The organism is Undibacterium sp. 5I1, assembly GCF_034314085.1.
GTDB lineage: Bacteria > Pseudomonadota > Gammaproteobacteria > Burkholderiales > Burkholderiaceae_D > Undibacterium.
In genome coordinates this window covers 2,756,304-2,769,200 of sequence record NZ_JAVIWI010000001.1, presented here as the reverse complement: position 1 = coordinate 2,769,200, position 12,897 = coordinate 2,756,304, and the positions used below count along the sequence as shown (strand labels likewise).

The following is a 12,897-nucleotide window of genomic DNA, read 5'->3' as shown; positions in this document are numbered from 1 at the left end:
AAGTGCATTATTCAATATGCTGCTCAATCGCCATGGCAGCGCCGCTCAATGCTGCTAGCGTATCAATAATTAATACGGTAGGAATACCTTCGAGATAGCCACGCAAACGACCTTTTGCTTCAAAGCGCTCACGAAAATCCGAGGTAAAGAAATAATCACCCAGGCGCGGTACGATGCCGCCGCCGATATACACGCCGCCGCGTGCGCCGAGTATCAAGGCCACGTTACCGGCGAAACCGCCCAACATGGCGCAGAACACGGCTAAGGTTTTGCTGCAAACAATATCGCCGCCAGACAGTCCATGTTCTACGATCGCTTCAGAAGTAGTATGTACTGACTCGATCTGCATCACTTTGCCAACGGCACTATGCAATACAGGCAAGCCTATGCCCGACAATAAGCGTTCTGCTGAGACATGCGGATACTGCTGGCGGACATGGTGTAATACCGCGCTTTCAAATTCATCGACCGCTGCTAATGTGACGTGGCCGCCTTCGCCAGGTATGGCAACCCAACCGCTTTTCGTCTCCACGACACTGGCCACACCCAAACCCGTACCCGGCCCGATCACCGCCAATGTGCCATGTTGGGTAGGTAGCGCTCCGTTAGTTTTTAATTGAGAAGGTTTCAGTCGCGGCAAGGACAGCGCCAGAGCTTCAAAGTCATTCAGCACCAGAAAGCTATCTAGTTGCAATGCTGCTTTAACAGCCGCTTGAGAAAAACTCCAGTGACTATTGGTGAACGCAACTCTGTCGCTGGCTACCGCAGTGGCGACGGCAAATGCAGCACAGCGTGGTGGCTGATAATCCTCATCCAGCTTATTGGCGATCAAACTCAAATACGCTTTGGTTGCTGCGATAGGATCGGCATAATCTTTGACGGGCAGAGTACGCACATGCTCAACCCTGGCATCTTTATTTGCTATCCAGCCAAAACGCGCATTGCTGCCACCAATGTCCGCGACCAGCCAAGGGAAATGATTATCAGAGAGTTTATTGTTTGAAGTTGAAGTCATCACACTAGAGAAAAAGAGGTCACAAAAAGCTGAATGTTGGCGTAATGTAGCAAAACTACAAAAAAATCGCAAGAAGTTGAAAGAAAAGTTTTAAACTAAGCAGCTCGTTATGCATTTGTTATGCTTTAATGAAATTTTAGCTAGTTTGTCAAAATAGGTATTACTGCAAAAAAACGATTGTAGAGTGAAGCGATGGTCAGTTATGAAAACTGCTTGCATTTTATATTTGTAGCTTAGCTACAGATATCGTTCGATTTTGTTGCTTTTCAGTATTCTTATCGTCAAATATCGCTACTACACGCCAACAACTATCGTTTGCAAGCGCACCGGACTACAATAATAAGATTAGATTCAGAATCACTAGTGCTTGCCTCAATTTAGGTTAGGCGGGCTCACAATAAATAATAAAGAGATCTCATGCAGCCATTCGTGCAAGCTTTCGATAGTCCACGCTTAATCGCCGATATTGGCGGAACCTATGCCCGTTTTGCGCTGGAGATGGCAAAGGGCGATTTTCAACATATCAACTCTTTGCGCTGCGCTGATTACCCTGATTTTCAGGCAACCGTATCAGCGTATCTTGCAACTGTTGTGGCAACGAATCCGGCTATTCATGTAGAACATGCTGCCGTAGCGATTGCCAATCCGGTGGATGGCGATCAAGTCAGTATGACCAATTATCACTGGCAATTTTCGATTGAAGAAATGCGCTTGAGATTGGGTTTAGACACACTGGTCATTGTGAATGACTTTACCGCTCTGGCAATGGCATTGCCCCGACTGGATGCAAGTGATGTGCGTCAGATTGGCGATGGCGAGCCAGTGCAGAAAAGTGTGATCGGTTTGCTAGGGCCAGGCAGTGGCTTGGGCGTATCTGGTTTGATTCCGTCCGGAGATGGTTGGATTTCGCTCGGGTCTGAAGGCGGACACACCAGTTTTGCGCCGCGAGATGAGCGTGAAATTGCCGTGTTGCGCTATGTCTGGAAGCAGTACGAACACGTATCTTTCGAGCGCCTGGTGTCTGGTCCTGGATTGGAGCTGATTTATCGTGCGTTGGCCGATCTGGCAGGCGTAGCGCCGCTGGCGCTGGCGGCACCTGATATTACGCAACGTGCGTTGGATAAAACCGATGCGGTTTGCATGGATACGCTAGATGTATTTTGCGCTCTGCTTGGTACAGCGGCGGCCAACTTGGCCGTGACGCTGGGCGCATTTGGCGGCATCTATATCGGCGGGGGGATAGTGCCGCGACTGGGAAGTTATTTTGATGCGTCGCGTTTTCGTTCCCGCTTCGAAGAAAAAGGGCGATTCAGTCGCTATGTCGGATCGATTCCCACTTATGTCATCACGGCTGAGCAGGCGACGTTTATCGGTGCCTCCGCCATTTTAGATGCGCAATTACGTACGTTGAAAGCAGACCCCGGTTCTGCCATTTTGGGTCAAATCCGTCGTGCGCGGGATGAGTTGTCGCCTGCAGAATTACGCGTTGCAGAGCATGTATTAGCGCATCCACGTTCAGTCCTGAATGATCCGATTGCAGAAATTGCCCGTGCTGCCGATGTCAGTCAGCCGACGGTGATCCGGTTTTGTCGCTCGCTGGGTTGCGAGGGTTTATCTGATTTTAAGTTACGCCTTGCCTCCGGTTTGACCGGTACCGTGCCAGTCACACATGTGCAGGTGACCAATGATGATTCCGCCTTAGAGTTGGGTGCCAAAGTACTGGGTAATACCGCGTCCGCCATTTTGCAAGTACGTAGCCAGTTGAATCGCGACATGATAGACCGCGCGATTGAAATGATCGTCCATGCAAACCGGGTCGAGTTTTATGCGATTGGTCATTACGGTGTGGTGGCGCAAGATGCGCAGTTTAAATTTCTGCGCTTAGGGATTCCCTGTGTTGCCCAGACCGATTCGCGCTTGCAATTGCTGGCGGCCAGCGTGCTCAAGGCGGGCGATGTCGTCGTTATCAGCAGCAGCAGCGGACGTTTGCCGGAGTTATTAGAGGTCGCAGAAAAAGCGCATGAGCGCGGTGCGACCGTCATTGCCATTGCAGCCAGCCAATCGCCGCTGGTGCGCAAAGCAGATGTCGCTTTGATTGTCGATCATGTTGAAGACGTTTCTACGCATTTGCCGATGGTCAGCCGGATTTTGCATTTGCTGGTGATTGATATGCTGGCAGTCGGCGTTGCGATGCGCCGCAATCCGGACGGCGGCAGCTTGCTGGGCGGTGAAGCCAATGAACGATTGGACGAAACCAGTTCTGTCCTGGTGAAGAAAGCAATTTCGCCACGCGGGGGGCGTGGTGATGCCATCGGTAGCAAAGCAAGTGCTAGTGCATCACCATTAGCTAGACTAACGTCGCACAGCCGCTAATCCACCTTTCTCTGAAATGACCAATCGCTATCATTCACTGCGACGGTCATGGCTATATTCATCGCTACATTTGCCGCTGCAATAGCGACGGTGAATTCCATCTTTAATAAATAATACTCCCTGCAGGTATATCTTAGTTGTCCAGATAATCGTTGGGCAACAAGGCATATTTCTAAAAAATTAGGGGGAGTATATTGATTAGTTAGTGCTGTTTTGGTCAAACTTAGTACCAAAACCATTGACGTATTTGATTAGTCTGCGGCTACGTTTGTTTGATAAATCTGGCTTAAACACGCTTATTCTTTGACTTCTTGTTAATATACTTGCTGTATTTCTTGAGCAGTGTCCGGCTTTCTCGCCGTGCTCATTTTGACTAATCTTGATCCAACTTCCATCGAGGTTTTACCATGCGTCGTCTTGCTTCCCGTCGTCTTGTTTTTCGTGGTCTTGTTTCCCGTTGTTTTGCTCCGATGTACTACCGTGCTGCGGCCGTATCGCTCTCTGCGTTTGTATTGATGCCCGTTTCTTTTGCAACCACCCCGGCACCGGCAGCGCCGCCCTCAGTATCCTTAACACCTTCGACTATGCAAACTACGACACCACCAGTTGCTGCGCAACGTCCGTATCAGGTTGAGTCACCAAACGGCTCGCGTACTGACCCCTATTATTGGATACGCGACGATAAGCGGGAGTCGCCAGATGTGCTGGCGTATCTCGCCGCAGAAAATGCTTACTTCACCAGCCAGTCAGCGGCATATCAAGGCTTAACTGAAAAGTTGTACCAAGAGATCGTTGGCCGCATTAAGCAAGATGACAGCACAGTGCCTTTCAAAAAAGGACATTATCAGTACTACACGCGCTTTGCCAAAGGTGGCGAATATCCGATTTTTGCGCGCAAACCAGCCGCTGGCGGTGCCGAGCAGATCATGATTGACGGCAATCTGGAGGCAGAGAAAAAGAGTTACTTCGATATCGGCCAGCGGGCCGTCAGCAGCAACGAGCAACTATTGGCGTATCTGGAAGATGACAGTGGTCGCCGTCAGTACACTTTAAAATTTATCGATCTGAAAACCGGTAAAAAGCTCCCGGATCAAATCACCGGCCTCGCTCCGCAAGTCGCCTGGGCGGCGGATAATAAGACCGTGTTTTATATCGAAAATGATCCGGTCACGCTGTTGACCACAAGGGTTAAAAAACATGTGATCGGTACTGATGTCAGCAAAGATGTGGTGGTCTATACCGAAGAAGATCACAGCTATTACATGGGCATAGGCAGTACCGGCGATGATCGTTATATTGCGATAGAACTGCGCAGTACAGAGACCACTGAAACCCGGATTATCGATGCAAAAAATCCAGACGCAGCACCTGTCGTCATGGCTGCACGTACCACTGGCGTTAAATATAATGCAGACCATATCAATGGTCGCTGGATTATTTCTACCGACTGGCAAGCACCTAATTATCGTCTGATGTCGGTGGCCGACGATCAAATCGGTGATCGCAGTAAATGGCAAGAACTGGTGCCACATAACAAGGCGGTATTCATCCAGAATTTTGCCCTGTTTAAAAACTATATCGCCATCAATGAACGTTCGGAAGGTTTATTGCGTATCCGCATCATGCCTTGGGGCGCATCAGGTAAATCAACTTTTATCAAGTCAGATGAGCCTGCGTATGCCGAGAGTTTTGGCATCAATGCAGAACAAAATACGGACGAGCTGCGCTACAGTTATAGCTCACTGACGACACCTGCCAGTGTCTATGCAGTGAATATGAAAACCGGTGTACGCAAACTGTTGAAAGAGCAGCCAGTTCTTGGTGGATTCAAAAAATCAGACTACGTCACTGAGCGCGTTTGGGCAACTGCAAAAGACGGTACGTCTATTCCGGTCTCATTGGTCTACCGCAAAGGGTTTAAAAAAGACGGCACTGCGCCTTTGTACCAATATGCCTATGGCTCTTATGGCGCATCGACTGATCCCGTATTTCGCCCGGGTGTAATTTCTTTGTTGGATCGTGGATTTGTCTACGCGATAGCGCATATCCGTGGTGGTCAGGAGATGGGGCGCGACTGGTATGAGAACGGTAAGCTACTCAAAAAGAAAAACACGTTTACGGACTTTATTGACGTAACCGATTATTTAGTCAGCCAGCAATATGCCGCCAAAAATAAAGTGTTTGCGATGGGAGGCAGTGCAGGTGGCTTGCTAATGGGGGCGGTGGCGAATATGGCAGGTGAGAAATATGCCGGAATGATTGCGCATGTGCCGTTTGTCGATGTGGTCACGACGATGCTGGACGAAAGTATTCCACTCACCACCAACGAGTTTGATGAGTGGGGCAATCCTAAGCAAAAGACCTCATATGATTACATGCTGTCTTACTCACCTTACGACAACATAGCGCATAAAAATTATCCGCCTTTATTGGTCACTACGGGTCTGTACGACTCGCAAGTGCAATATTACGAGCCGACTAAATGGGTAGCGAAATTACGTGCAGCAAAAACCGATCAAAACCCGCTGCTATTCAAAGTCAATATGGAAGCAGGGCACGGCGGAAAATCAGGCCGCTTTGTGCGCCAGCATGAGACTGCAGAAGAGTACGGATTTGTCTTACATCAGTTAGGCATCTCTCAATGATCGAGTAACTGATCTGCCAGATGGAGTAGGTCTGTGGCATGAAAGGTATTTTCCGCAACCGGCGAAATATCATTGGATTGCTTAGCACCGTACTCCATCGGTCTTTCTATAAACGCGGTCTGTAATCCAGAGGCACGCGCCGCCGCCAGATCACTCTGGTGTGCGGCGACTAACATCACTTGCGCGGGTGCCACGTCAAACAATTCTGCCACGCCCAGATAGGTTGCCGGGTCTGGTTTGTATTTCTTAAAAATTTCTGCCGACAAAATACAATCCCAAGGCAAGCCGCCATGCTTCGCCATATTGGTCAGCAAGCTCACATTGCCGTTGGATAAAGTACAAATCGTATAGCGCGATTTCAACTGACTCAGAGCTGCAACGCACTCTGGCCACGGGTCTAATTTGTGCCAGATTTTGTTCAGGTCTTGCCGTTGTGATTCATCTAAATGATCCAGCCCAAACTGCGGCAAGATATCGTCCAGAATCAAACGGTGCAGAGCATCAATTTTCATCCACGGTAAGACACCTGACATGACTTTTTGCATCGCCGGAACATAGCCAGACCGCCAGGCTAAGGCAAAGCGATCACCATCAACTTGCGGTGCGATCCGCTGCATTTCTTTGACGATGCTGCCATGCCAATCGACCACCGTGCCGAATATGTCGAATGCGAGTACTCTAATGTTCTTGTGCATTGATTGCATGTACGTGTCTCCTATTGATAGGTAATTTGTTTTACAGGCAATTTATCATAATGGAGATGAACTCATCGTCAACTTATCGTAACTCCCACACAAGCCGGATGATGGAATGAAAAATCAACAGGAAAATAGCGCGATGACCGCCACTCATTTAAACGCCAACGAGAATATTGTTGAGGCGTCTAAAAAAATGACGCAGCCGGTTCGTCGTCTGAGCCCAAAAAAATTATTACTCAGTAAATGGACTGCGGTATCGCCACGTAATAAAGAAAAGCATTTCATGGTGACCAAATTAGTTTTGTCTGATGATTTGGACCATTCCGGTTTGTCCAATGCGCCGGTAGAATTGATTGAGCTAGAGGCGGTGTACTCCAAGAATGTCATCAGGCTGGCCTGGCGAGAACTGACCGACAGTAATTTATGGCACCAAGGATGGAAATAATTTTTTAGAGGCCAGAGCATAAAAAGTGACCAAAAAATCAGCAATCTTTCAGTTTTATTGCGGCTTCGTTGCGGCCGAATTGCAGCTGAATTACTGCTCAATTGCCGCGTGATTTCAGCATCACTTAATAGCGTTTCGGTATTAATGCGCGATACAGCGAAATAACATCATGTTTATAAGTAGTAATGCGTAGTTGACAGATTTATGCATGCAAATTTTTCACCAACTCTTTAATTTCTTTTCACTTTGGATTAAATTTCTCTATGCCAAAATCTTTTTGCTAAAAATTGTTCACTTAAACTAGCTTTGTCTATGATCACGGTAGTTGTATCGCTTTGAATTAGTTTAAATTTAGTCCAAACCTGATGCATTTTTTTCAGATCGCTGATCGTGGATAACATGGTTTACATTGCTCGCAAGTGGTTTTTTTTGCAGTAAATAGTTTTTTTAGTTTGGCTTTTCTGCTGTAAATTAGAAGTACTAAAATAAGTACTAGATGGACCAAAGTAAGTGCTGATCACAGCACTAAAACAATATAAACGGAGGACGACATGTCATACAAATTCAAGAAAATCATCACAATTGCTGTTGCGGCAGCCCTTACAAGTTTGTCATTGTCAGCAATCGCTGCTGACCCAATCAAAATCGGTGTATCCGGTCCCTTCACCGGTGGTTCTGCACCGATGGGCGTGTCTATGCGTGATGGCGTCAAACTCGCCGTGGCTGAGATCAATGCCAGCGGTGGTGTGTTGGGTCGTCAATTTCAGATCGTAGAACGTGATGATGAGGCTAAAAATGAGCGCGGTGTGCAAGTCGCGCAAGAATTGATTAATAAAGAAAAAGTCGTATCCACAGTCGGCTTTGCGAACACTGGCGTCGCCCTTGCTGCACAACGCTTCTACCAAGAAGCCAAAATACCGGTCATGAATAATGTGGCAACGGGTAGTGTGGTGACCAAGCAGTTTGCTGATCAGCCAGAAAACTATATCTTCCGCAACGCGGCTTACGATACGATCCAGTCTGCCATGATCGTTGACGAGGCTGTGACTAAGCGCAAGCTGACCAAACTGGCAATTCTGGCTGATTCTACTAACTACGGTCAGTTAGGTCGTGAGGACTTAGAAAAAACCCTGGACAAAAAGGGCCTGAAGCCAGTTGCGGTTGAAAAGTTCAACATCAAAGATGTGGACATGACAGCACAGTTGTTAAAAGCCAAGCAAGCCGGCGCACAAGCGATTTTGACTTACGGTATTGGTCCAGAGCTGGCACAAATTGCCAATGGGATGGAAAAGCTGAACTGGAAAGTACCAATGATCGGCAGCTGGACACTGTCTATGGGTAATTTCATCGACAACGCGGGTAAAAATGGTGAAGGCGTCATGATGCCGCAAACCTTTATTCAGCAGCCAAATACGCCAAAACGTAAAGCATTTATCGATGCTTATGTCAAAGCCTACAACCCGCCAGGTGGTCGTATTCCATCTCCTGTATCCGCAGCACAGGGCTACGATTCCATTTACTTGTTAGCTGCCGCGATCAAGCAAGCTGGTACGACGGATGGTTCCAAAGTACGTGAGGCTTTAGAAAATCTGCAAGTTAAAGTCGATGGTCTGGTCACGACTTACGACAAGCCATTTACCAAAACTGATCACGAAGCCATCAAGGCGGGTATGCCAGTCATGGGCGCTGTCAAAGAAGGTCACATCGTACAAGTTCAATAAGCATTCAGGTCTCGCTTCTGTCTATAAAATCTAACATCCCACGATTCGTACACCTTACAGATCGTGGGATGTTTCTTATTCTTCACTAGCGTTTTGCGCTCAGGATTATCATGGATATTGTCCTTCAATTAGTGTTCAGCGGTATTGCGCTGGGCATGATTTACGCCGTCATTGCGTTCGGCTATCAACTTACTTTTGCCACGTCCGGCACACTCAATTTTGGTCAGGGTGAAGCGCTGATGCTCGGCGCTTTGGTTGGCCTCAGTCTGGTCGGCAATATTCACGGCGGGCCGTATCTCAACTACTGGTTGATGATCCCCATCGTGATTGCGTTTGGCGCTTTGCAAGGTATGGTCGTGGAGTGGATTGGTGTCCGCCCCGCGATTAAAATTAAATCAGAATTCGGCTGGATCATGTCCACCATTGCACTCGCGATTATTTTTAAAAACGTCGCCGAAAATATCTGGGGCAAAGATGATCTGACTTTCCCTACGCCTTTGTCCGCAACACCGTTCCAGGTATTTGGCGCAAACATTCAACCAATGCAAATCGTGGTTGTGCTTGGTGCTTTGGCGATGATGCTGGCGGTCGAATTATTCAATCGCAAATCGATTTATGGTAAAGCAGTTGTCGCCACATCCAATGATCGTGACGCTGCTGGTCTGATGGGTATCAATACCAGCATGGTGATTACATTTTCTTATGCGTTGTCGTCAGCCACTGCAGCGTTTGCAGGCGTGCTGGTCGCGCCATTAACTTTGACGGGTGCCACTATGGGTACGGCGCTGGGTTTAAAAGCCTTCTCCGTGGCGATTATCGGTGGCCTGACTTCCGGCATGGGTGCGATTGTCGGTGGCCTGATCTTGGGCGTGGCTGAAACGCTGACGGGCTTCTATATCTCTACAGGTTACAAAGAAGTCCCAGGTCTGGTTTTGTTACTCTTGGTATTAGCAATTAAGCCAGCCGGTTTGTTTGGCAAAACTGCGATTAAGAAGGTCTGATCATGAGTTTGATTACAGATAAGAAGACCTTATTGATTTCTATCGTTGGACTTGTGGCGCTAGCGGTCTTCCCGATTGTTGCGCATAACCCTTATTACATACATTTGGCAGAAACGATTTTGATCTATGCGATCTTATTGTTTGGTCTGGATATTGTGGTCGGATATACCGGTCAGGTGTCGCTCGGTCATGCCGGTTTATTTGGTATTGGTTCGTACACCACGGGTGTGCTGTATTTTAAGTTCGGCTTGCCATTCTTACTCGCCATGCCTGCCAGTATTGCCGTGACGGCCTTGTTTGGTGCCTTGTTGGCACTGCCAGCATTACGTGTGACCGGACCATATTTGGCGATGGTGACCTTGGCCTTCGGCACGATTATCCAGATTCTGATTAATGAGATGACCTTCCTGACAGAGGGGCCGATGGGTTTGAAAGTTGCTAAGCCGATGTTCTTCGGTACCAAGATCAGCGAAGTCGGTTTCTTTTATCTGGTCGCGGTGATGATGGTCTTGTCCCTCATCGTCGTACACCGGATATTAAAGTCGCATTTAGGTCGCGCATTTCAGGCCTTGCGTGACAGTCCGATTGCATCAGATTGCATGGGCGTATCGGTGTATCGCTACAAAGTCTATGCCTTCGTGATTAGTGCGGCATTGGCGGGTCTGGCAGGGAGTTTGTATTCTTATTCAGAAGAATATATCTCGCCAAATACCTACAACTTTGAACTCACGATCATGTTTTTGCTGGCCATTATTATGGGCGGCCGCAAAACCCGCAGTGGTGCTTTGTTAGGCGCACTGATCGTCGTGATGTTGCCAAGCTTGTTGGCGGATATTGATCTGTTCCGCAAGATCGCCACTGCCGCTGCGGTGATTGGCGTTGTCGCGAGTGCTTTCTTGTTGATGAAAAAGCGTACCACCATCCGTAATATCATCGTGCCGTTGGTTGCGACGATAGGCATGGCGATATTCTCCTACCGCTTAGAAAATATTACCGACTGGCGTCTGACGATTTTTGGTTTGATGACTTTGTTTGTGGTGTATTACCTGCAGGATGGCATCATCGGATTTTTACGCGGACTGGTCGGTACCCGCTCGGTATCTGCTGATCAAAACGTGGTTGCCGCCGATGAGAGCAAAGCTTGGAGCTTGGTCGATAATAGTGCGGCGATCAGCGGTCATCTGCTAAAAGCCAAACAAGTGTTGATGCAGTTCGGTGGCTTAAAAGCCTTAAATCAAGTGGATCTCAATATCACCAAAGGCACGGTACACGGTCTGATCGGACCCAATGGCTCCGGCAAAAGTACGATGATGAATGTCTTGACGGGCATTTATAAACCGACCGATGGCAATGTGGAATTTAACGGCAAAGTCATCTCAGGTACGACACCTTCCGAGATTGCTTTAGGCGGTGTTGCAAGAACTTTTCAGAATGTGCAATTGTTTGTTGAGATGACGGCGACCGAAAATATTCTGGTAGGTTTGCATCACACATTCAAAAGTAATGTGCTGGATGTGATGCTGAATACGCCTCGATATCGCCGGGAAGAACAAGACGCCAGAACCCGTGCTGCAGCGATTTTACAATTTATGGGCTTGGCTGATTTAAGTGTGGAAGAGGCGCGTAACCTGCCATACGGCAAACAACGTATGCTGGAAATTGGTCGTGCGCTGGGACTCAACCCGCAATTGTTATTGCTTGATGAACCAGCCGCTGGCTTGACTGCACCCGATATCAAAGAGCTGATCGCCATCATCCGAAAAATTCGCCAGCACGGAATCACGATTGTCCTGATCGAGCATCACATGGATGTAGTGATGTCGATTTGCGATACCGTCACCGTACTTGATTTTGGTCAGAAGATTGCAGAAGGCAAGCCAGCCGAAGTACAGGCCGATCCAAAAGTGATCGAGGCTTATCTTGGCGGATCTATCGGTGATGAAGCATCGCCAGAAACCGCCATCGAGAATTCTTCGGAATCGACTTCATCTACTGTTAGCCATAGTTAGCAGACAAGGAACTGATATGTTATCTATCACTGATTTACACGCTGGCTATGGCAAGGTGCAAGTGCTGCATGGCATTTCTCTGGAAGTACCTAAAGGCAAAGTCGTTACACTGATTGGCTCCAATGGCGCTGGCAAAACAACGACCATGCGCGCCATCTCTGGCATGCTTAAACCTAAAACGGGCAGCGTCAAACTGGCCGGTAAAGATGTTACTGGTCTGGAGTCGCACAAAATTGCACGTGCAGGGCTGGCACATTCGCCAGAAGGACGGCGGGTTTTCTCCACCATGAGCGTGACAGACAATTTATTGTTAGGTGCATTCCCACGCTTCACCCGCTCACGACCTCGCGGCGACGTCGCAGCTGATCTGGAAAAAGCGCTGGAGTTATTCCCTCGCCTCAAAGAACGTCAGCACCAACTCGCTGGGACTTTGTCCGGAGGAGAACAACAAATGCTCGCCATGGCGCGTGCAGTGATGTTGAATCCAGAAGTGATTTTGCTTGATGAACCATCAATGGGCTTAGCGCCGATTCTGGTGGATGAAGTTTTCAGAATTATTCTGCGGCTAAAAGAGCAGGGCGTCACCATGCTGCTAGTAGAACAATTTGCTGCTGCCGCATTAAACGTGGCAGATTATGGCTACGTTTTAGAGAACGGCAGAATCTCGGTACACGGCCCGGCTGAGAGCTTGAAGAACGATCCGGCAGTCAAAGCAGCTTACCTCGGCGGCGGCGATCACGGCCATGCCTGATACGATCAATGGGCGGCGAAATCTATTTGTCGTCGCCTCGTTGATGATCTTTTATGTATAGCGATTGTATATATACTCCTGATTAGTATATTTTATTGTCCATATAACCATTGGACAATAAGGCATATTTCTATAGTTTATGAGGGAGTATATTGATTTTGACTAATGCAGACGCTTTCGGGCGTCTGTAATTTTTTATGCCTACCACTTTGACATTAGCCTGATTATTTGCCGAGTCC

At 48.1% G+C, this 12,897-nt stretch carries 9 protein-coding genes; 7 read left to right on the top strand and 2 right to left on the bottom strand.

Translation table 11 applies throughout. From position 1 onward, the window contains the following. Window positions 1-7: 7 nt before the first annotated feature. Complete coding sequence (glk, locus tag RGU72_RS12215; protein ID WP_322119988.1) at window positions 8-1,015, bottom strand: glucokinase; 1,008 nt, start codon at window positions 1,013-1,015, stop codon at window positions 8-10. A 417-nt stretch (window positions 1,016-1,432) separates the two neighbouring features. Here glk and RGU72_RS12210 point away from each other — a divergent pair, with 417 nt between their 5' ends. Together RGU72_RS12210 and RGU72_RS12205 are read left to right on the top strand one after the other, a co-directional pair. Beyond that, window positions 1,433-3,388: a glucokinase gene (locus RGU72_RS12210; protein ID WP_322119987.1), complete on the top strand. Its 1,956-nt coding sequence runs from the start codon at window positions 1,433-1,435 to the stop codon at window positions 3,386-3,388. Between the two features lie 407 nt (window positions 3,389-3,795). Then, window positions 3,796-6,033, top strand: a complete 2,238-nt coding sequence (locus RGU72_RS12205; RefSeq protein WP_322119986.1) for a S9 family peptidase — start codon at window positions 3,796-3,798, stop codon at window positions 6,031-6,033. On the opposite strand, the gene RGU72_RS12200 is transcribed toward RGU72_RS12205, so the two are convergent. Continuing rightward, window positions 6,027-6,737, bottom strand: coding sequence for a haloacid dehalogenase type II (locus RGU72_RS12200; RefSeq protein ID WP_322119985.1), 711 nt, complete (start codon window positions 6,735-6,737; stop codon window positions 6,027-6,029). The two genes, RGU72_RS12205 and RGU72_RS12200, sit on opposite strands and share 7 nt — an antisense overlap. Before the next feature lie 106 nt (window positions 6,738-6,843). Between RGU72_RS12200 and RGU72_RS12195 the strand changes: the two genes are divergently transcribed. The 5 genes from RGU72_RS12195 to RGU72_RS12175 all read left to right on the top strand — a co-directional run bounded on the left by RGU72_RS12195 (window position 6,844) and on the right by RGU72_RS12175 (window position 12,658). Further along, on the top strand, window positions 6,844-7,176 hold the full coding sequence (locus tag RGU72_RS12195) for a TIGR02450 family Trp-rich protein (protein ID WP_322119984.1): 333 nt from the start codon (window positions 6,844-6,846) through the stop codon (window positions 7,174-7,176). A 551-nt stretch (window positions 7,177-7,727) separates the two neighbouring features. Beyond that, window positions 7,728-8,897 carry an ABC transporter substrate-binding protein gene (locus RGU72_RS12190; protein WP_322119983.1) on the top strand — a complete coding sequence of 390 codons (1,170 nt, stop codon included), beginning with the start codon at window positions 7,728-7,730 and terminating at the stop codon, window positions 8,895-8,897. 110 nt (window positions 8,898-9,007) lie between these two features. Further along, complete coding sequence (locus RGU72_RS12185; RefSeq protein WP_322119982.1) at window positions 9,008-9,898, top strand: branched-chain amino acid ABC transporter permease; 891 nt, start codon at window positions 9,008-9,010, stop codon at window positions 9,896-9,898. A 2-nt stretch (window positions 9,899-9,900) separates the two neighbouring features. Beyond that, window positions 9,901-11,907, top strand: a complete 2,007-nt coding sequence (locus tag RGU72_RS12180; RefSeq protein ID WP_322119981.1) for a branched-chain amino acid ABC transporter ATP-binding protein/permease — start codon at window positions 9,901-9,903, stop codon at window positions 11,905-11,907. Between the two features lie 16 nt (window positions 11,908-11,923). Continuing rightward, the gene (locus tag RGU72_RS12175; RefSeq protein WP_322119980.1) at window positions 11,924-12,658 is read left to right on the top strand and encodes an ABC transporter ATP-binding protein; all 735 of its coding nucleotides are present in this window, start codon (window positions 11,924-11,926) and stop codon (window positions 12,656-12,658) included. Window positions 12,659-12,897: the final 239 nt, after the last annotated feature.